The sequence below is a fragment of the Sorangium sp. So ce281 genome, from assembly GCF_051527395.1.
Taxonomy (GTDB): domain Bacteria; phylum Myxococcota_A; class Polyangia; order Polyangiales; family Polyangiaceae; genus Sorangium; species Sorangium cellulosum_B.
In genome coordinates, this window is record NZ_CP150322.1 from 6,613,664 (window position 1) to 6,633,762 (window position 20,099).

At 70.6% G+C, this 20,099-nt stretch carries 18 protein-coding genes; 5 read left to right on the forward strand and 13 right to left on the reverse strand.

The annotated features are described in order from the left end of the window. Nucleotides 1–5: 5 nt before the first annotated feature. Nucleotides 6–1,001, forward strand: a complete 996-nt coding sequence (locus WMF27_RS25125; protein ID WP_437766352.1) for an MDR/zinc-dependent alcohol dehydrogenase-like family protein — start codon at nt 6–8, stop codon at nt 999–1,001. A gap of 159 nt (nt 1,002–1,160) precedes the next feature. Continuing rightward, nucleotides 1,161–1,571 carry a hypothetical protein gene (locus WMF27_RS25130; RefSeq protein ID WP_437766351.1) on the forward strand — a complete coding sequence of 137 codons (411 nt, stop codon included), beginning with the start codon at nt 1,161–1,163 and terminating at the stop codon, nt 1,569–1,571. A gap of 119 nt (nt 1,572–1,690) precedes the next feature. Here WMF27_RS25130 and WMF27_RS25135 read toward each other — a convergent pair whose 3' ends face one another. Together WMF27_RS25135 and WMF27_RS25140 are read right to left on the reverse strand one after the other, a co-directional pair. Beyond that, nucleotides 1,691–2,995 carry a GRAS family protein gene (locus WMF27_RS25135; protein ID WP_437766350.1) on the reverse strand — a complete coding sequence of 435 codons (1,305 nt, stop codon included), beginning with the start codon at nt 2,993–2,995 and terminating at the stop codon, nt 1,691–1,693. Between the two features lie 958 nt (nt 2,996–3,953). After that, nucleotides 3,954–5,342 carry a sigma 54-interacting transcriptional regulator gene (locus tag WMF27_RS25140; RefSeq protein WP_437766349.1) on the reverse strand — a complete coding sequence of 463 codons (1,389 nt, stop codon included), beginning with the start codon at nt 5,340–5,342 and terminating at the stop codon, nt 3,954–3,956. 206 nt (nt 5,343–5,548) lie between these two features. Here WMF27_RS25140 and WMF27_RS25145 point away from each other — a divergent pair, with 206 nt between their 5' ends. Next, nucleotides 5,549–6,196, forward strand: a complete 648-nt coding sequence (locus WMF27_RS25145) for a hypothetical protein (protein WP_437707773.1) — start codon at nt 5,549–5,551, stop codon at nt 6,194–6,196. 129 nt (nt 6,197–6,325) lie between these two features. On the opposite strand, the gene WMF27_RS25150 is transcribed toward WMF27_RS25145, so the two are convergent. Further along, nucleotides 6,326–7,480 carry a T9SS C-terminal target domain-containing protein gene (locus WMF27_RS25150; protein ID WP_437766348.1) on the reverse strand — a complete coding sequence of 385 codons (1,155 nt, stop codon included), beginning with the start codon at nt 7,478–7,480 and terminating at the stop codon, nt 6,326–6,328. A gap of 10 nt (nt 7,481–7,490) precedes the next feature. Here WMF27_RS25150 and WMF27_RS25155 point away from each other — a divergent pair, with 10 nt between their 5' ends. Continuing rightward, complete coding sequence (locus WMF27_RS25155) at nt 7,491–7,841, forward strand: hypothetical protein (protein ID WP_437766347.1); 351 nt, start codon at nt 7,491–7,493, stop codon at nt 7,839–7,841. On the opposite strand, the gene WMF27_RS25160 is transcribed toward WMF27_RS25155, so the two are convergent. The 6 genes from WMF27_RS25160 to WMF27_RS25185 form a co-directional block, all read right to left on the reverse strand. Next, a complete protein-coding gene (locus tag WMF27_RS25160; RefSeq protein ID WP_437766346.1) occupies nt 7,831–10,728 on the reverse strand; it encodes a carboxypeptidase regulatory-like domain-containing protein in 2,898 nt (965 codons plus the stop codon). The two genes, WMF27_RS25155 and WMF27_RS25160, sit on opposite strands and share 11 nt — an antisense overlap. A gap of 237 nt (nt 10,729–10,965) precedes the next feature. Continuing rightward, nucleotides 10,966–11,403: an ExbD/TolR family protein gene (locus tag WMF27_RS25165; protein ID WP_437766345.1), complete on the reverse strand. Its 438-nt coding sequence runs from the start codon at nt 11,401–11,403 to the stop codon at nt 10,966–10,968. Nucleotides 11,404–11,407: 4 nt separating this feature from the next. Beyond that, nucleotides 11,408–11,869, reverse strand: a complete 462-nt coding sequence (locus tag WMF27_RS25170; RefSeq protein ID WP_437766344.1) for an ExbD/TolR family protein — start codon at nt 11,867–11,869, stop codon at nt 11,408–11,410. After that, nucleotides 11,820–12,530, reverse strand: a complete 711-nt coding sequence (locus tag WMF27_RS25175; protein WP_437766343.1) for a MotA/TolQ/ExbB proton channel family protein — start codon at nt 12,528–12,530, stop codon at nt 11,820–11,822. The genes WMF27_RS25170 and WMF27_RS25175 overlap by 50 nt, the downstream gene beginning before the upstream one ends. A 57-nt stretch (nt 12,531–12,587) precedes the next feature. After that, on the reverse strand, nt 12,588–13,358 hold the full coding sequence (locus tag WMF27_RS25180) for an energy transducer TonB (protein WP_437766342.1): 771 nt from the start codon (nt 13,356–13,358) through the stop codon (nt 12,588–12,590). Between the two features lie 177 nt (nt 13,359–13,535). Further along, nucleotides 13,536–14,243, reverse strand: coding sequence for a response regulator (locus WMF27_RS25185; protein ID WP_437766341.1), 708 nt, complete (start codon nt 14,241–14,243; stop codon nt 13,536–13,538). A 238-nt stretch (nt 14,244–14,481) separates the two neighbouring features. Between WMF27_RS25185 and WMF27_RS25190 the strand changes: the two genes are divergently transcribed. After that, nucleotides 14,482–15,051 carry a serine O-acetyltransferase gene (locus tag WMF27_RS25190; protein ID WP_437766340.1) on the forward strand — a complete coding sequence of 190 codons (570 nt, stop codon included), beginning with the start codon at nt 14,482–14,484 and terminating at the stop codon, nt 15,049–15,051. An 8-nt stretch (nt 15,052–15,059) separates the two neighbouring features. Here WMF27_RS25190 and WMF27_RS25195 read toward each other — a convergent pair whose 3' ends face one another. The 4 genes from WMF27_RS25195 to WMF27_RS25210 form a co-directional block, all read right to left on the reverse strand. Next, nucleotides 15,060–16,631 carry a PrsW family glutamic-type intramembrane protease gene (locus WMF27_RS25195; protein WP_437766339.1) on the reverse strand — a complete coding sequence of 524 codons (1,572 nt, stop codon included), beginning with the start codon at nt 16,629–16,631 and terminating at the stop codon, nt 15,060–15,062. Between the two features lie 340 nt (nt 16,632–16,971). Continuing rightward, on the reverse strand, nt 16,972–17,670 hold the full coding sequence (locus WMF27_RS25200) for a LolA family protein (RefSeq protein WP_437766338.1): 699 nt from the start codon (nt 17,668–17,670) through the stop codon (nt 16,972–16,974). 295 nt (nt 17,671–17,965) lie between these two features. Then, nucleotides 17,966–18,505, reverse strand: coding sequence for a crossover junction endodeoxyribonuclease RuvC (ruvC, locus tag WMF27_RS25205; protein ID WP_437739495.1), 540 nt, complete (start codon nt 18,503–18,505; stop codon nt 17,966–17,968). A 4-nt stretch (nt 18,506–18,509) separates the two neighbouring features. Continuing rightward, complete coding sequence (locus WMF27_RS25210; RefSeq protein ID WP_437766337.1) at nt 18,510–20,018, reverse strand: FAD-binding oxidoreductase; 1,509 nt, start codon at nt 20,016–20,018, stop codon at nt 18,510–18,512. Nucleotides 20,019–20,099: the final 81 nt, after the last annotated feature.

Consider the following 20,099-nt stretch of genomic DNA (forward strand, 5'->3'; position numbering starts at 1 on the left):
CGATCGTGCGAGCGCTGGTCTGGGACGGAACGGCCGCGCGCGTCATCGACCGCGACCCCCCCTCGACCACGGCCGGCATGGCCGTGGTCGAGGTGCGGTGCGCCGGGATCTGCAACACGGATCTCGAGATCATCCAAGGTTACATGGGCTTCCACGGCACGCTCGGGCACGAGTTCGTCGGCGACGTCGTGGAGGGCCCGGCCGCCTGGCGCGGCCGCCGCGTGGTGGGCGAGATCAACTTCGCGTGCGGCCGCTGCGAGAGCTGCGCGCGCGGGCTGGGCAGGCACTGCCCGGCACGCACGGTCATGGGCATCGTCGGCGCCGACGGCGCGCTGGCGGAGCGCGTCGCGGTGCCCGTGGCGAACCTCCACGCCGTGGCCGACGGGGTCGACGACGAGGAGGCGGTGTTCGCGGAGCCGCTCGCGGCGGCGTTCGCGATCCTGGAGCAGGTGCGTGTGTCGCCGGGCGCGTCGGCGCTCGTGTTCGGCGACGGGAAGCTCGGCCTGCTCATCGCGCAGGTGCTCCACCAGGCTGGCGCCCGCGTCCTCGCGGTCGGCAAACACGAGGAGAAGCTCGCCCTGCTGCGCGCGCAGGGCATCGCGACCGAGCTCGTTCGCCCGGAGCCCTCGGGCCAGGCCGACGCCGGCGCCTCGCCGCCCCTGGACGCCTGGGCCGGAGATCCGGCCGAGCTGGTGGTCGAGGCCACCGGCACCGCCGAGGGGTTCGTGAGGGCCGTCCGCGCGACCCGGCCCAGGGGCACGCTCGTGCTCAAGAGCACGGTGGCCGGGCTCTCCAGCGTCCACCTCGCGGAGCTCGTCATCAACGAGATCACCGTCGTCGGGTCGCGCTGCGGGCTGTTCGGGCCAGCGCTGCGCGCCCTCGAGGCCCGGACCGTCGATGTCCGCTCCCTCGTGTCGGCGCGGCTCCCGCTGGAGCGCGCCGCAGAGGCGCTGGCGGCCGCCGCCGCGCCCGGCGCCCTCAAGGTGCTCGTCACCCGCTGAGCTCGGTGAGCTCGCCGCTCGCCGGCTGTCGGCTGCTTGTCCGGGTGGCTTGCGGCCAGCGCGGCATGGTCGCCAGGCGCATTGCGTGAGAATTTCTCGCGGCTGGCCGGAATAGATCCTTCTAGGGGACGCAGGCCGCGCCCCCTATCAGGAGCTGCGATGAGCGAGAAGGATAGCCCGCACCACGACGACCGCCGAGAGGACGCGCACAACGAGGCCCGGCAAGCCAGGGAGCGCTGGGAGCAGCAGCGGCTGCGGGAGCTCGACCTCGTCGGCATCGAAGAGGATGCATCGACGTTTTGCCTTCATTGTCGCCGTGAGCTGCTGGGGCAGCTCGCGCGGGCCCAGGCGCGCGGCTCGGTGCTGTTCGAGCTCGTCAGGCGCGAAGGGCTGAGCCCTCTCCCGCTCCACCCCCCCCGGTCCGCGGCCGAGGGCGGTCGCACGCCGGAGTACCGGCGCGACCTCCAGGAAATCGCAATGTACAAGCGCCGCGCCCTGTGGATCGCCCTCGCCTGCCTCGCGCTCGGCGCGCTGGCGCTCTGGGTGGCATTCGCCCTCCTGAGGCGCTGAGGGCGAGGAGCCGCTCGCGTCCGGAGGTGATCCGGACAGGGAAGCGGTTGTTGGAAGCGGTTGTTGGTAGAGAGGCGCAGATTCGTGCGTTATGGGCTCACCTGCGCTGTGCCGCGCTCCTAGCGGCGGAACAGGCCGGACATGAACCGCGATGGCGGCGGGAGCTGCCGCGGACGCCACGCCGACGCCGCCACGATGGACACGCCGTTGCGCATGAGCAGGAGCGCGGGCTCGTCGCTCCGGACGTCGAACCCCTGGCTCAGGCGGAGCGCTCCGCGGACAAGCGACTCGTGCGGCGAGACGCGGAGCGGCTCGAAGCCGTTCATGCGGAGGCGGCGCTGCCAGGCGCCCCGGCGCTCGTGCCGCTCGACCCGCGCGGCCCCCTCGCCCACCACCACGTTCATCACCTCCTGCCCGAAGAAGACCTGCTCGATGGTCTCCCGCGCGGCGATGTGCGGCGGGAGCAGCGCCTCGAGCGCCTGGAATACCGCGTAGTAGTGGCCGATCGCCTCCGACAGCCGCGGGAGGAACTGGTGCGCGTTGTGCTCCACATCCGGCTCGACGAGCGTCAGCACACGCGGCGACAGCGCGCGGATCCTCGTGAGGATGGTGTCGCGGTTCGCGGTGGCGTGCACCGAGGCATCCGGCACGTGGTGCAATGCGAACGCCGCATTGACCGCGATGGGCGCAGTGGAGCGGGACGCGATACGGCTCCAGTCGACGCGCTCCACCGAGGACGCGACGCCGTGGAACTCGAAGGGGACCTTCAGGCGCTCCGCCCACCCCCCGATGAACGCGCCCGCCCAGCGCAGCCGCTGCTCGGGATCAGGGCCCCGGCACGGCAGATCGATGCCGGTCAGCCGGACCCGCGGCGGCCCGCCGGGCCGCGTCGCCAGCCGGTGTAGCAGGAATGGCCACTGCGTACCGCCGCCAACACCGATGTCGATGACGTGGATCTCCCCTTCGTCCTGGAACGCCTCGACGATGGCCGCGTTCGCGCTGAGGTAGCCGAACCGGATGAGCGGCGTCGCGTGCACGAGCAGCTGAAACGCCGCGAGCATGTCCCGCGGCCCAGCGCTGCGCAGGTACAGATTCCCGTCGCCGGAGCGATCTCCGTCCAGGCGGGCGAGCAGCGCCCGGCCAAACACGCCAGAGATGCGTTCGGACGCGTCCCCCGTATCGGGCTCGGCCCGCAGGATGCCCTCGAGGAGGGCCCTCGCGCGCTCGGTATCCCCCGCGTCGATCGCCTCGCCCGCCGCCAGGAGGCGGCTCAGGAACGGGCGGCGACGCGAGTGGGTTTGGCGGGTCCCCGAGCTCGGCTGCTGCCCTGGGCTGGACGCGGTCGAGCTTGTGGGCCCCTCGATGTGCGCTCGTAGGCTAAGAGGCGCCTCTTCGGCCGATACGTGTCTACGGATCGCGTTCATGGTGTCCAGGGCTGTTCAACCAGGCAGCCCGCCGTCCTGGCTGGGCTCTCCGCGGGCAGCCGATTTCAGGCGAGAACGCATGACGTCGACCACCTCGCAGGAGCCAGGGGTTTCAATGTTTGCAGATGTCGCTGAGGGAGAGCCCGACGGCGAGCAAGGGGCAGGCGTTCGGCGGCCGCGCGCCCGCGGCGAGGCCGCGAAGCGCGGCGCCCGCCCGTGACGCGACGGGGCTTGAGCTCGCAGGGAGACCCGACAGACAACTCTCTGTACATCGATGAAGCCGCCCGCCCGGTCAAGTCCAAGATCGTCATTGTGCGTCGCGCCCCCGTCCTCGTGTTCCGCGCGCCGTCCGAGCCTGTCTTTTGGCGACAGACGTAGGCACTCGTAGGCGTCCCGCGAGGCGCGCGAGATCGCGCCGCAGGCGGAAGCCCCGCCGGCCCCGGCGCGCGCGGGTCTCGAGGAGCGCGGCCTCGATGACGCAGGCCGCGCGACGCGCAGGCCAGGGCACACTTCACCGGTGGTCTCTTCAGGGCGCATCGTGGGCTCCGACCTGGCGAGCGCGCGCCGGGCTCGTTGAATTGACCGTGGTCGTGACAGCACATCGCGGGGGACGGGGCTTACACACAACATTACAACCCGCATATTCAGCTCTGTAAAGTCCCTATACATGGGCGTTCGGTCGATCGAGCCCACGTTACGTCGCCAGATGGAGGCAACCCTGCGACGATCGGGCGCTCCTTCGCCCGATAAACAGCGCGCGACGGGCTTCAGGCCTTCGGAAGGCGCAGCGCGTTTGCTGGAGGTGATGTATGGAACGACCGCCCCCTCGGGCTCAGCAGCCTACGCCGGGAGCGACTTCGTCATCGCGACGCAGCCGGAAGACGAGCGCTCTCCAGCGACGCGGCGGCGCCATTGACGCACTCCTGCACCTGTGCATGCGACGGCGGGCGCCAGCGGTTCAGTCGTTATCGGACAGGTCGCTTCCCTCGGCGAAGTGGGAGCGATCGACGCCATTCTTCTCGAGCCAGCGTCGAATTCGATTCCTGTGCACTCCGAGCCTGATGGCCGCGCGAGACACATTGCCTCGCTCGAGGCGAAGCGCCTCGGCGATCTCGTCTTCGGGCGGCGCCTGTCCTGCGCGCGCCGGTCGAACATCGCTCGCCACCGGCCGGGCCTGCGGCTCGATCGACTCCGGGCTCAGCCCGACGCCGGCGAGCGGATCCAGATCCTTGGCCTCGACCGTGCGCCGCCCCTCGTCGAGCGCGCGCGTCACGGCGCGCCGCGCCTCGCCGACGAACTCGCGCAGATTCCCCGGCCATCGGCGCATCGCGCACGCGATGATCATCGAATGATGGATCGTCGGCGGCGCGCTTTGAGCGGCCGCGCCGACCGCCTTTGCGCATTGCGCGAACAGCCACGGGATCTCCTCGGTCCGCTCGCGGAGGGGCGGGAGCCGGACCTCGGGCCGGCCGATACGGTAGTAGAGATCATCCCGGAAGCGGCCCTGGGCGACGCGGGCGCGGAGGTCGTGTGTCGCCGCGCAGATCCGGATCTGCACCGGGCGGGGCGCGACCGCGCCGAGCTCGAGGACCTGCCGGGTGTCGATCGTCCGCAGCAGCTTCGCCTGGACGGCCGCGTCGAGCTCCGCCACCTCGTCGAGGAAGAGCGTGCCTCCGTGGGCGGCCTGCACATAGCCGTCGGTGTCGTGCGTCGCGCCGGAGTAAGCGCCGCGCCTGGCGCCGAAGAGGAGCCGCTCCGCCAGGCCCTCCGGGATGGCCGCGCAGTTGACAGCGACGAACGGGCCGCGCGCCTGCGGCCCCGCCTCGTGGTAGGCGCGCGCCGCGAGCTCTTTGCCCGTGCCGCTCTCGCCCGTCACGAGGAGGCTGTCTCCCCCGGCCGCGGCGCGGAGGATCGTGTCGTAAATCAGCTGCAGCCTCGGCCCGAGGACGCTCTCCTTTTCGAGGCGCACGGCCCCGCGCGCGAAGCTCCGGATGTCGCTGAGCGCGAGGAACACCGACGTCCCCGCGCCGACGACCTGGATCGCGTCCCTCCGCACCTCGCCGCGGATCGGCTCGCCGTTGACCGACGTCCCGTTGGTGCTGCCGAGGTCCTCCACAGTCCAGGCGCCGCCGTCGTACGCGATGCGGGCGTGTCGCCGCGACATGAGCGAGTCGTCCATGAGCGGCACGCCGCCGACGCCTCCGCGACCCACCACCACGGAGCCACGATCCAGCGGGATGGGAGCGCAGCGCGGTTGATCCCCCGAGAAGATCAGGACGATGCCGGGGACAGGCTCGGCGACCGAGGGCTCCGGTGAAACCGAGACGCGGACGGTGGAGTGGTCCATCGGGCGCAATCTTACCCGTTGAAGAACCTGGCCGGCCAGTGGCCGGCCATCCCAACAGCCTGCGAAGGCTCTCCGGGCAGAACTCCCAGCAAATCCAGCTCGCCCCGTTCGCCAGGTTCGGCACAAGTTGTGCTTGTTCCCTCGGCATGGTGGCCTCCGCAAGAGCTCGCATCCATCGGGACCGGGGGTCCGCCCTCGAGGTGAACATGGGATCCGGCCGCAACATCGAGGAGGCGAGCCGCCGCTCGTCCCGGCGTCTGCACACATCCCGCACCCTGCCGAGCCTCCCCACCCACCCCGGTCTCCAGAGCATCAGCGGCCTCCGCGGCGCTCTCGAGTTCCTGGAGTGGCCGGCGTCCGAGTGGACGCCCAAGGACCTCCAGGACTGGTTCGTGGACCACCTCGTGACCCCGGGCCTGATGAAGCGCCCCCAGATCGTGCGCGAGCCCGGCGCGACGCCCGTCATGCTCGATCCCCGGGCCGACGGCGGCAGCAACCTCGAGGAGCTCATCCACAAGGCCCGCGGGCGCGTCATCACGGCCCTCCGGGGGCTGATCGCGCCCGTCGCCGACGATCGCTTCCTGAACGCGGCGATCTACGGGGGCAGGGTCCGCCGGGCGGCGGTCGGCGGCCGTCCCGTCTGGGTCGCCTCGCCGCGCGAGATCGACTTCCTCGGCGACATTGTGCTCAGCTTGCTCGCCGCCGACATCCTGCTCGACCGGGAGTTCTATCGCGCACACCTGTGCATCTGCGAGGTGTGCGGAAGGGTGTCATTCAAGGAGACCGCGGACGCGCGAGGCGTATGCAGCGAGCATCGCAGCAGTGTGTCCGGGTTTACGCCGCGGGTGCGCTGAGCGCCTGCGGCGGAGTCGTGACGCCAGAGACGATAAAGGCCGGCTGAAGAGCCGGCCTTCGTCATTTCTCTCGCCACGGATCCGGTCCGCCCGCCGCATCCGCGATGGGCCGGCGCGGACGGCGCCGCGTCAGTCCGCGTCGAACGAGACCCAGGCGCCCGTCGCCCAGGTGTCCTCGGCCTTGAAGGCGCCGATGTATTTCGCCTCCACGTCGAAGAAGCCGTCATCCGGCGGGGTCGCCGCGTTCTCGGTGAGCGTGGCCTCAGGCCGGAAGTCGGGCGTGGCGGCGAAGCAGTCGGCGAGCCCGGGATCCTCGGTGCTGTTGGTCGCCTCGCCCTCGAACCACGCGACCTCGTCCGTGCCAGCGTCGTCGTCGTCGTCGAGCTTCGACTCGGTCGCCGCCGCGGTGTCGGTCTCTTCGTAGGCGATGTTCGCCTCGATGTTGCCGAAGAAGATCGAGCTCGCGAGCTCGACCTCGGTGAGCTCGTTACGGAGATCCACCCCTGCCTCGAAGCCGGTCACGATGGTGTTGAAGATGTGGGCCTTCGTCGAGCGGCGGAGCAGCATGCCGTACTGCTGCTTGTCGACGTCCTTGTTCTTGCCGCACAGGGTCGCGTTGTAGATCGTCGGCTCGCTGAGGGGCGTGTTGGCCGACGAGTCGGCGTCGTTGTCGCCCTCGAAGCCGTTCGTCTCGTCGGCGACGGACGGATCCTGCTGGAGCGCGAGGAACTGGAGCTTTCCGGTGTAGCCGAGATCAAAGTCGAAGCCGTCGTCGCCGTTCTGCGCGCAGATGAGGTGCTTCGCGTTGACGGTGCCGCCGAAGAACTCGAAGCAATCGTCGAGCGTGTGGTGCACCATCACGTGATCGACGGTCGTCCCGGAGCCCACGCCGGCGAAGGTGAGGCCGTTGACCTCGTTGTCCTGGGAGAGGAGGATCCCGCTGTATTCGATGCGCACGTACTCGAGGACACCGCTGCTGTCCGCCGGCTTGTCGCCGCCGTACTCGGTGCCTTCGCCGGTGATGCCTTCGACGCTGGCCTTGCCGCCTTCGACGTTGACGGGCGCCTCGCCGAGCAGGATGACGCCGCCCCAGTCGCCGGCGGCGCGATCGCCCTTCTCGCCCTGGCTCGTGAAAACGATGGGCTTGCTCGCCGTGCCCTTGGCGTTGATCTTGGCGCCGGGCTTCACGACGAGCGTGGCGAGGCTCACCTTCTCGCCCATGATCTTCGTGCCGGGCTCGATGGTCAGGGTCGCGCCGCGCTCGACGAAGAGGATCCCCTTCATGAGGTAGCACTTGTCGGCGGTCCACTTCGTGCTGGCGGTGATCGCCTCGCTGACCTCCACCGGGGAGGAGCAATCGGCGCTGACGTCGCCACCACCACCACCACCACCGCCGCTGCCGCCGTCGCCGCCACCATCACCGCCGCTGGCGGAGCTGCTCGCGGACGAGGTGCTGGTCGAGGACGGGGAGATCGAGTCGTCATCGCCGCACGCAGCCAACGCCGCGACGGACAGCGCCGAGGCGCAAACCAAGCCCAATTTGAATGTACGCAATTTATTCTACCTCCTGCCCCAACATGGCGCATGTAGGAAAACTCGCGACGAGCGCCGCGTGACGATTGCATGGCAGGTGCTCAGTAGCTGAACGCCGCGCTCAACGTCACAGTCGTCCCAACGCTGTGCTGGCTGATGATCTTGTCCTCATCATCCGCTTTCCCCTGGGTGACGCGGACGGGCGCATCGATGAGGTTCTCACCGGCCAGCTTCAGCTCGACGTGCTCGCCGAGGCGCTGGGCCACGGTCAGATCGATCTGGTGCCGCGGCTGCTCGTACTCGTCCTCCAGCCCTCTGGCGCCCACCCGCTTGAGCCGGGCGCCGAACACGTTGTAGAGGAGCCGGGCGCTCGTGCCGGTCGACTCTCTGGCATAGTCGAGTCCCAGGTTGACGACGAAGGGAGATTGTCCCTGGAGCGGGTGTGTCGGGTTGCTCTGGATGGTGACCCCTCCCGCGGTGTTCTCTGGATCGACCGTCACCTCCGACCGCACGAACGTGAGGTTTCCAAGCGCCGTGACCTCCTTCAGGAGCGGGGTGATGAAGCCCAGGCCCTTCCTGACCTCGAGCTCGACCCCGGCGACATGACCGGCGTCTCCGTTCACGTAGCTGAGCCTGCCTCTGCCGCCGTTCGGGAAGATGATCTCCTCGATCGGGTCCTGGAAGCGCTTATAAAAGACGCTGACCGCGACCACCTCGCCGGCCGTCGGGAAGATCTCGAAGCGGAGATCGGCGTTCACGATGCTCGTCCGCCCGAGGTCCGGATTGCCTTGCGCCTCTCTCCCGCTGTATCCCTCCTGGTACAAGGTCGGGCTGAGCTCGCGAAGCTGGGGTCGAGCCACCGTCTTGGACACGCCGAGCCTGACATTCGAGATCGAGCTCGCCTTGACGATGACGTTGGCCGCAGGCAGGAGATCGACCTTGTCACTCTCGGTCTTGATCTCGGGGTTCGCCGAGGAGTACCTGTCGAACGCCCTCAGCGACAGCGTGGAGGCCTCGATCCGGGCGCCGAGCACCGCGCGGAGCCATCGTGTGATGGCGGCGTCGGTCATCACGTAGCCTGCGTAGAGATCGCTGTTCGCCGTGTAGGAGTCGGTCTCGCGCGTGATCTCCTCCAGCTCGAGCGCCGCGCCGACGTTCTCATCGGAGAACAGCTGGCCCGGCTCCCGGCGCAGGATCGTCGGATCCGAGCCAGGGCGCTGCTTGAACCGAAACCGGCGCACGTTGAACTCGCGCTCTCGAAGGTTGAACAGACCGCCCAACTTCAGCCGGGTCGGCGCGTCCCCACGGACGAGAGGCTGGGTATAGGAGAGCTGCCCGCCGTAGTTCGTGTCGGTCATGTCGCTGAAGAAATGGGCGCCGCTCAGCGTGCCCTCGTCCCACGCGTAGGCTCCGCTCGTGTCGTCCCTGATGTAGACGGTCTCCCTCGTATCGGGCTCGTCCGAGGACGCGTGGGAGATGGACGCCTTCCAGTCGACGCTACCGCCGTCCAGCGCACCGAAGCGATGCTCTCCCTGGAGCTGACCCAACGAGAGGGCGCGCGAGATGAACCGCTGCTGGGTGTCGCGAAACGCGCTGCTGCCGTCTGTAGGGTTCCCGTTGATCTCGCTGGCCAGGTCCTCCGACGAGCGGCTGTGGAGTCCGGTGATCGTCACCTTGTGGTTCTGGTCCGGGTTGTAGGTGACGCTGGCGAAGGTGCCCCAGGAAACCTGATCACGGATGCTTCCGGTGCTGGTATCGCTCTTGCGCACGGGCTCGCCGCTCACAGGATCGGGCTCGAAGGTGCTGGCGCGCTCTTTGGCGCGCGGACCGAACTTCCGGCCATAGCTCAGGGTGGCGATGTAACCGAGGCGCTGCTCGCCGCCGAGCTTCAGGGTGTCGCCGACGACCACGCTGCCGCTCCCGTTCGGCGGGGTGAACGACCGTGTCGTCGCCATTGACGAGTTGATCGCCCGCCCATAGGCCGTCATCTCGTCCCTCGTGATGGTGCCGCCGCCGGGCTTGGGGCCGAGCCGCACCACCTTGTAGTCGGGGATCTCGCCGGGGAGCGCGCGCGCGCCGCCGTCGATCCCGAGCCAGTCGGTGCCCGAGCCGGCGTAGCTCAGGCGATCCCGGAACGTCGCCTGGCTGTTCAACCCGAGCGACAGGGACGCCTGGAAGAGGAATTTGGTCGGGAGCTCGCGCGTGTTGACCTGGACCGAGCCGCCCGCGAAGTCGCCGGGAAGATCGGGCGTGAACGTCTTGACGACGGTGATGTCGCTGAGGACCAGCGACGGAAAGAGGTCCAGCGGGACGGCCTGCCGGTCGGGCTCGGGGCTCGGCAGCGGGGCGCCGTTGAGGAGCGCGTTCGTGTAGCGCTCGCCCAGGCCGCGGACGTAGACGTACCTGCTGTCCACCACGGTCGCGCCGACGATGCGCTTCGCGGCCTCGGCGGCGTTGCGATCGGGTGTCTTCGCGATCTCCTTCGCGCCGACGGCGTCGCCCACGTGGGCCGCGTTCTTCCGGATGAGCAGCTGCGCCGCGACGCTCGCCCGCTCCGGCTCGAACTCGACCTCGATGACCTCCTCGGTCTGCTGATCGGGATCGAGGCCGACATCGACCTGGACCACCTGCCCTGCGGTAACCCGTACGTCCTGCACGCGCTGCGGCTTGTACGCCTCGTACCAGACCCGCAGCTGATGGGTGCCCGGCGGGAGCGCCAGGCGATACCGCCCGTCGAGGTCGGCGATCGCCTTGAGCTTCGTCCCCACGACGGAGACCTGGGCGTCGAGCAAGGGCTCTTTCGTGGCGGTGTCCGTGACGACGCCCCACACGACGCCTTTCCCCTCGGGCGGCGGGCGCGACGGGCTCGGCTCGTCGAGCCCCCCGACGTCCTCCGCCGCAGGGCCGCCGGCCTGAGGCGCCGCGCCGTCCGGCTGCGGCGCAGCGGCTCCGGGGTCGCCCTGCGCGAAGGCCGTGGCCCCCAAGCAAAGCGATGTCACCAGCGCTGCGACTACCCCCGAGATCCTTCTGCGACTCATGCACCTGTCCCTCCGCGCGCTCCGAGCCCGGGCGCGACTCTCGATTCGATGGCCGGGCGCACGCGCGCCCGTCTGATGAGGAGAGCAGAGGGCCAACCCGCGCCCTCTCCCGTGCACCCCGCCGCGCTCGCGCGCTCGAGCGACGCGGCGGCGGCTCCCGCGCGCCTCGACTTCACCTCATCGGGCCTCTGCCCTGGCTCAGCGCGCGGGCTTCTCCGTCAGGACGGCGATCGTCTTGGCCCCGCCCATGCGCGCGGCGTCCATGGCCTCCACGGCGACCGCGTAGACGGCCTCGTCATCCGCGTCGAAGTAAAGAACGTTGTCCGAGCGCGCCGCGAAGATGCGCGCGAGCCGCTCCTTCAGCTCGCCGCGCTGCACCTCGGCCTGGTTGATGCGGAGGACGCCGCGCTGATCCACCGTGAGCACCACGGGCTTGTCGGCGTCGACGGGAGGCGGCGCGAGCTTCGCGGTATCGTCCTTCTTGGGCAGATTCAGCCAGAACTGCTTGGCGAGCAGCGGCGTCACGACCATGAAGATGATGAGGAGCACGAGCACCACGTCGACGAGCGGCGTCACGTTCATGCTCGGCGCGACACCGCCCTTCTTGCCCCCGCCCTGCGGAACGCTCATCCCCACGGCGCTATCCCTCCTCCGGCTCCGCGGACGCCCCGCCGCCCCGCTGGCTCACCTGCAGCGAGATCCCGGCGAACCCGACCTCCTGGCACAGCGCGAAGGTCTCCCGCACGCGGCCGTACCTCACCGAGGAGTCGCCCTTGATGACCACCCGGCGCTCCGGCTCGGCAGCGCGGATGGCCCGCAGCCGCTCGCCGAGCGCGCCGAGGTCGGCGACGGCCTCCTTCTCGAGGAACACGGCTCCTGCGCCGGTGATCGTCACGTAGATCGGGTCGAGCTTCGATTTCGACCTCGGATCCGGCTGAAACACCGCCGGGAGCTCGACCCGCTCGCCGTGCTCCATCTGGGGCGCGATCACCATGAAGATGATGAGGAGCACGAGCACCACGTCGACGAGCGGCGTGACGTTGATCTCCGGCTCAGGCGGCTGCTGCCGACCCGAGCGACTGCTCTCCGCTCGAACGCCCATGTTCGTTCTCCATCTCGTCGATGAGCTCACCCGCGCTGCGCTCGAGCGCGAGCTCCACAGCGGCGATCCGGGTGGTGAGGTAGTTGAAGCAAAGCACCGCCGGGATGGCGACCGCGAGCCCGAGCGCGGTGACGATGAGCGCCTCGGAGATGCCGGCGCTCACGGCGCCGAGGCCGCCCGAGCCGGTCGAGGCGATGGTCTGGAAGGCGGTGATGATGCCGATGACGGTGCCGAGCAGCCCGACGAACGGGGCCACCGAGCCGACCGTCGCGAGCACCGAGAGGCCGCGGCGCAGGTCGGCGGAGATCGCCTCCCGGCGCCGCGACACCTCGCGGCGCGCGAGCTCCACCGGCGGCACGCCGCCCTCGCCGGCCTCGACGGCGCGCTGGAAGCGACGCACGGCCGCACCGACGAGCCGGGCGAGCGCGGAGCGTCCGTACCCGTCGGCGATCGAGACGAGCCGCGCGGTGTCCCAGGCCTCCATCACGGGGCGCGCCTCCCTGGCGAAGCGCCGTGTCTCCGACGCCTGACGCGCGAGCGCGATGAGCCGCTCCACCACGACGGCGACGCTCGCCAGCGCCATGAGCACGAGGGCGAACGCGACGAGCTTGCTCAAAAGCCCCATGCTCGCCCAGATGTGCCCGAGATCAAACTGCATCATGGTTAACCTCCTTCGTTCCTCGGGCGAGAGGCCGCGTCCGCGGCCGCGCGCTCGACGTCATCTCTTCGCCTTGAACGGGATCCGGACCGTCTTGAAGGTCGACACCGGCCTCCCCTCGTGGATCGCCGGCCGGTAGCGCCACGTCTTCACCGTCGCGAGCACCACGTCGTCGAACAGCGGATGGCCACGGACGATGGTGACGTTCGTGACCTCGCCGGTCTCGGTCACCACGAACCTGACGACCACGGTGGCCTCTATCCCCGCGCTCCGCGCCGCCTCGGGGATGGGAGGGAGCGAATTGGAGAGCGCGACAGGCGGCGAGGCGTTCTCGGGGAGGTGAATCGGCCCTTTCGGCTGCGGAGGCGGGGGCGGCGGTGGCGGCGGCGCGGGCGCAGCCACGGCGGCCGTCCCCGCGCCGCCGGGGACGCCGCCAGGCACGCCGCCCGGTACGCCTCCCGGCTCACCGTAGGTGTCGTCGTCGCTCGCCTTGGCCTGGCTCGGGTCCGCCTCCGCCGGCGCCTCGCTGGGCACCGCGGTCGGCGCGACGAGCGCCGGGCGCCGGGGCGCCGCGGGGCGAGGCGCCGGAGCCTCCGCCGCTGGCGGCGGGGGCGCGGGCGCCGGGGCCACGGGGGGCGCCTCGGGGAGCTGGGTGGCGAGCTTGACCTCGACGACCTCCTCCTCGGGCGGAGGGGGCGCGATCGCGCCGCTCAGGCGGGCGGCGGCGAGCGCGATGGCAGCGAACAGCAGGAGCCCAGCCGCAACCCCGATCGCGAGCCGCTTCGCCCGCTCAGGATCGGCCTCCCCAGCATTCCACGTCTCAAGATGCATCGAGGCTCCCGGCACACGCCGGCGACGACACCGGAGCTCCGCCGGACCTCATGAGAGGGACCGGCAGGCTTCAACAAGGTCGCCCAGCATGTGAATCACCGTCTGCACGGTACACTGGCTGTCGTTGCGGCCCGGTGACGGTGGGGCAACGATTGTCGTGCTCGCCCGGCAGGCCGCTCAGGCGCTGCGGCTCTCGGGGAGATCGGGCGAAGCGGCGAATCGATAGCCGATACCGCGGACGGTCTGGATATAGTCGCCGGCGCGGCGCAGCTTGTCGCGAAGCCGCTTGACGTGGGTGTCCACGGTCCTCGTCGTGATGCTCACGTCGATGCCCCAGACGCCGTCGAGGAGCGCGGTGCGCGTCTGCACGCGCTCGCGCGCCTCGTACAGCGCGACGAGGAGCTTGAACTCGAGGAGCGTCAGCTCGACCTCCTCGCGCTCGACCCACACGCGGTGAGCGCCCTCGTCGATCCGCAGGCACCCGAACTCGATGCTCCGCTCCCCGTCCCCGGAGGACTTCGCGCGGCGGAGCACGGCTTGCACGCGCAGCACGAGCTCCCGCACGCTGAACGGTTTGACGATGTAGTCGACGGCGCCGAGCTCGAAGCCGACGATGCGGTCGACCTCGTCCCCGCGCGCCGACACGATCATCACGGGGATCCGCTGGGCGCCATCGCTCTGCTGGAGAGCACGGCACACCTCGGTCCCGGGGACGTCGGGCAGCATGAGATCGAGCAAGACGAGATCGGGCCGCTGGTCCACGACCATCCGGACCCCCTCACCGCCCTGCCCCGCGAGGAGCACCTCATGCCCGGCTTGCCTGAGGTTGTAATCGAGCACCTTCTGGAGCGCCGGCTCGTCCTCGATGACCAAAATCCGCGCCATGGTGAAGAGCGCGTGTACCCGAGCGATGTGACGGCCCGATGACCGGATGGCAACAGGGCGGTGCGGCGGCGAAAAGACCGCGCTGGCACGCAGGCGCGGCGGACGCACGGCGGGCTGTAGCAGGGGAGCGCAGGCACGGCGAAAGGTCACGCGGGCGCGGCGCGCGACGAGGGAGGTGCCCCGCGGGCACGCGGCGAAAGGTCGCACGGGCGGGGCGAGATGCGCTAATCTCGCCGGGATGCTGCGGACTTTGCGACTCATCGCGGCCGACGTGCGCCAGAAGGCCACATGGTGCTACGGCGGCGATCCACTGCCGACTCTCCTGAAGACGCTGGCGACCGACGGCACGGCGGCGATGGTCCTCTACAGGTTCACGCAGGCGGCGCGAGCGCACCGGATGCCGGTGCTCGAGATGGTGCTCAACAAGGCGACCAACCTGGCCGGCGGCTGCGTGATCGGGCGCGGCGCGGACTTCGGGCCCGGGTTCGTGCTCATCCACTCGAACGGCGTTGTCATCAACGGCAACGTCCGCGGCGGATCGAACGTGCTCATCGAGCACCAGGTGACCATCGGCGCCGATCGGCGGCAGACACCGGTGCTCGGGAGCGACCTCTTCATCGGCGCGGGGGCGAAGATCGTCGGCGGGGTCACGGTCGGTGACGGCGCCAGGATCGGCGCCAACGCCGTGGTCGTGCACGATGTCGCGCCGAACACCACGGTCGTGGGCATCCCCGCGAAGCCCGTGCAGCGGCGCGAGGACCGCGCCGCGCGCCCGGCCGCGGACGGGACCAACACCTCTCAGAGCTGACCGCCGCTCTATCGAGGCGCCCGGACGAGGAGCTCTTGCCGGAGCTGCGCGATCTCTTGCCGGAGCGGGCCGATGAAATCGGCGCTCAGGGTGCGGTTCCGGCCCTGCAGCGCGCGCGCCGTGTGCCACTTGCTGAGCGCGAGCCGCGCGCCGGCCCGGATGAAGCTCCGCCCCGTGGCGCCGCGCCAGCCCAGGGTGCACCGGAGCCGGCCGATCGGCGAGCAGACGAGCTCGAGCTCGTCCTGGGTGAGCATGCCGAGCGCCACCTCGTCGCGCAGATGATCCCGGATCACCCAGCCCTTGCGGATCACGAGCGCCACGATGATCCCGAAGAACGACGCGACGAAGCACAGCCAGAGCAGGAGCCACGGCATGAAGATGTCGCCCATCGCGCGCCCCAGCGCGGTGGGGAGGAAGTTCCACACCGCGTGCAGCGCGACGCCGAGCAGGTAGCCGCCGATCGGGGCCACCGCGCGAACCCACGTCTTCGACGACTCCCGGGCGAGCCCGAAGCCGATGCCGGTCATCGACGTGAACAGCGGGTGGAGCCAGGGCGTGAAGACGCCCCGCAGGACGAACGTGCCGGCGAGGACGTCGCTGCCCTGCATCGAGGCGCGCGCGTAATAGAGCACGTTCTCCACCGCGGCGAAGCCGAGCGCGCAGAACGTGGCGTAGATGATGCCGTCGACGATCCCGTCGAACTCCCGGCGCAGGAAGTAGAAGAAGCCGAACACGCCGAGCCCCTTGAAGAGCTCCTCTGCGAACGGCGCGCTGACCGATGCGCTGACGAGCTCGCCGGCCGGCTCGCCGAAGCTGCTTGAGACGCCGATGTGGACGCCCGTGTTGATCAGGATCGAGAAGCCGGTCGCCGCGAGCGCGCCCCAGAGGAACGCCATCAGCAGGCACCACCACGGCTCGGGATCGTACCGATCGATGATCATCGGGACGAACAGGTAAAGGACGAGCGGTGGGAACGCGAAGAGCGCCCCGACGAGCATGGCGCTCAGCATGCTCCCCCCGGACTCGATGACGCCGAGGAGCGTGAAGAGCACGTTGAGGACCGCGCCCGCGATGAGGCCGATGGCCCACAGCCACAGCCCGGCGATGCGCAGCCGCCGGTCCGGGTCGAACCTCCGAACGGCCGGCGGGTAGCCTGCGTGGTGATGCGCGTACGCGTGCCCCTGCTGCCCCCGCGCGTAGCCCTGGGGTGCCAGCGGGTACGCGTGCCCCTGCGGCCCCTGCGCGTACGCGTGGCCCTGCGGCCCCTGCGGCCCTTGCGCATAGCCCTGCGGCCCTTGCGAATGCGCGTGCCCCTGCGGCCCTTGCGCATAGCCCTGCGGCCCCTGGTGGGGATATACGTGCCCCTGCCCGTAGCCCTGCGCTGGCTGCGCGTGCGCGTACCCCTGCGGCGCCTGCCCGTGGCCCTGCTGCCCGTGCGGCGGTTGCCCCATGGAGCTCTGCCCCGCACCTTGCGCCGGATACCCCGAAGGGCCCTGCGCGCGCTCGCTCAAGCGCTCCGCCGGCCGGGGTTGCTGCGGCACGCCGGGGGAATCGGGACGATGTCCGTGGGGGTTGTTCATGGATCGAGCGCTCTCGCGAAAGCCTCGTGACAGCGGGTGACCGTTCAGCCGAGGCGAATCCCCGCCGCGCGCGTGGAGCCGAAAGCAGCGGTGACGATCCGCGGCGGGCGACGCCAGCCTCGGAGCTGTCGCTCACGCCCGTGGGATCGAAGTATCACGGAATATTTCTACCACGGCACGGACGCGCCGGGCATATATCCAAGCAGCTTCGCCGCGGCGCGCTGCCGGCGAGGAGCGCGGAGGCTGTGACGCTCCGCTTCCACGGGTTCCGTGAGCTGTCGGGGGTCGGCGGGGTAACGCGGCAGCGGCTTCTCCGCGCCGGGAACGCGGCGGGAGGACGTCAGGGGCGGACGACGCGGGTGCCCGGCGGAGGCGTGAAATCGAACTCGGCCTTCCCGACCGGCTGATTCACGACCGGCGACGAGAAATCGAACCGGTTCCGGTTGCCCTGCGCGTCGAGGATCAGCACGCGGCGGACCTGGTTGGTCTGCCCGTCCACGTAGAGGAGCATCTTCTGATACGCAGGGGTCGCCTCCCTCGGCGTCCCCTCGAGGACATAGCCGCCCTCGAACTTCATCTGCGCAGGATCGAGCAGACGCAGCGAGAAATCCTTCGTGAGCTGCCCCTTGCCCATCAAGAACGCGAGCGCCGCCGGATACTGAGAGCCCTTCACCGCGGTCTCGAACATCTGCTCGTTGTCCTTCTCGTAGACCTTGATCGTGATGCCGTCGGAGACGACGCGGTTTCCGTTCGGCGCGTCGTAGATCCAGCTCATCTTGCCCGGCTTCTCGAAGGTCACCTTGCCGGTGGAGACCTTCTTCACGTCCTGGACCTTGATCGTGTAGGTCTGGGTGAAGCTCGCCTTGAAGGTCTTCGTGGAGTCGTAGAACTGCTGGACGCGCCTGCCGAGCTCTTCGGCGGTGGGACCCGCGGCCTGGGACTCGCCGGCGGTCGCGAGCGTCGCGAGCACGACCGTGAGGGGCGCCGTCAGCCCGATGAGGCACGCGGCGGCGAGGCGGTTGAGTGAGGTTCGCGTCATCCTTCCCGATCTCCTTTGATGTCCAGAGGCGTCTCGCCCCCGCTCGTCGGCGACGGGGGCGCCGGCGGGGCGCCGCCGGTTCCGTGCCCTGGCAGCCGCCCCCTCGCTGAAGCCGGGGCGCGCCGCACATTTTCATGTTGGACGCGGCGCGGGAGCGTCCGATGCAGGCTCCATAGCACACGGGATGTGCGCCAGGACCGCCATGGCCGCGCCCGCCGGCCCCCAGTCACGCAGTCCACCGAGGCGCCGCGCCTTTCGTCCCCATGCGCAACCAGGGAGCCGCGCCGGCCCACGCTCACCCGAGGCGCGCCCGCCGCGGCCGGGCGCGGCGCGGGGCGGGCGCGCCCGACGCCGCCAGCGCGGCCGCGAAGCCCGCGGCGCTGAGGTGGGTCATCGCGATGGCCAGCGCGTCGGCAGCGTCCGGCCGCGGGGGCGCGGCGAGGCGCAGGACCGCGGTCATCACCTGCGCGACCTGCGCCTTCTCGGCCGCGCCCCGGCCGACGATGGTCCGCTTCACCAGCGCCGGCGGATACTCCGAGATCGGCACGCCCGCGCGCGCCAGCCGCAGCAGCACGACCCCGCGCGCGTGGCCGAGCTTCGCCGCGCTCTGCGCGTCCTTGGCGAAGAACAGGCTCTCCACCGCGGCCGCGTCGGGCGCGAGCGACGCGATCACCTTGCCGAGCTCGTCGTCGATCTCCACGAGCCGGGCGGCGAACGTCCCGCTCGTGTCGATGTCGATGACGCCGTGCGCGACGTGCTCGATGCGCGTGCCGTGCCGCACGAGCAGGCCCCAGCCGAGGTGGCGCGAGCCGGGATCGATGCCGAGGACCCGCATCGGCTCAGCAGGCCCCGTGCGAGGGCGCCACGACGTGGGTCGGGAAGCCCGGCGCGCGCTCGGGCCCCCCGTCTCGCTCGCCCCGCTCGGCCGCCTCGAGCGTCCGCCGCGGGAAGATCTTGTGCGGGTTGAGCAGGCCCTTCGGGTCGAACACCGCCTTGATCTTGCGCTCGATCGCGATGAGCTCCGGCGACTGCTCGAGCGCGAGGAAGTCCGCCTTCGACGTCCCGATGCCGTGCTCGCCGCTCAGCGTGCCGCGCATGGCGATCACCGCGCGGAACAGGCGCGACAGCGCCGTCTCCACCTGGGGGACGAGATCCGGGTCGTTCCAGAGCAGGTTGACGTGGAGGTTGCCGTCCCCGGCGTGGCCGTACGTCAGCATGCGGACGCCGGTCGCCGCCGAGATCTCCGCGACCTCGTCGAGCAGCGCCGGGATCTTGTCGCGCGGGACCACGACGTCCTCCGAGATCTTGTAGCGCGCCATGGCGCGCGTCGTGGGCGAGAGCTGGCGGCGCGCCTCCCAGAGCCGCTCGCGCTGCGCCTCGTCCTGCGCGACGAGCACGTCGAGCGCCCCGGCATCCATGCAGACCTCCCCCACCCGCTCGGCCTGGACCTCGCAGTCCGCGGGCTCGCCGTCGACCTCGATGATCAGCATCGCGCCCGCGCGCTCGTCGACCCCGACGCCGCGCGCGCGCACCGCGTCGAGCGTGGGGCGATCGAGCAGCTCGAGGCAGCGCGGGACGACGCCGGCGGCGACCAGGGCGCTCACCGCGCGCCCGCTGGCGCGCACGTCCGGGAACAGGCAGAGCAGCGTCATGACCGACGGGGGCTTCGCGATGAGCCGGAGCGTCGCCTCCGTCGTGATCGCCAGCGTGCCCTCGCTGCCGACGAGCAGCGCCGTGACGTCGTACCCCGTCACGCCCTTCACGGTGCGCCGGCCGGTGCGGAGGCGCGTGCCGTCGATGAGGATCGCGTCGAGCCCGAGCACGTACTCGCGCGTCGCGCCGTACTTGAAGGCGCGCGGGCCGGCCGCGTTCTCGGCGATGTTGCCGCCGAGCGCGCACATCTTGAGCGAGTTCGGATCGGGCGGGTAGAAGAGCCCCTCGGCCTCGACGGCCGCGTGCAGGTCGGCGAGGATGACGCCCGGCTCGACGACCGCGATCTGCTCCTCGCGGCTGATCTCCTTGATGGAGTTCATGCCGATCGTGGCGATGACGATCCCGCCCCCGACCGGCACCGCGCCGCCCGACTTGCCGCTGCCAGCGGCGCGCGGCACGACCGGCACCTCCGCCTCGCTCGCCGCCCGCACCGCCTTCTCGATGTCGGCCGCCGAGGACGCGAGCACGACCGCGTCCGGGCTCACCGGCGGCTGATCGGACTCGTCACTCCCGTAGGCCGCGCACCCGTCGGCCGACGTGATGACCTTCGACGGCCCGAGCGCGCGCTCGAGGAGCCGGCGCGCCTTGTCGATGGCCGACGCGGACGGGCGGGGGAACGTGGGGTGCTGTCGCATCTCCCCCATTTACCGCGGATCGCACGGCGATGCTGGGGGATCCGCGCGGGCGGGCTCAGGGCTCGCCGCCGCCGGGATCGG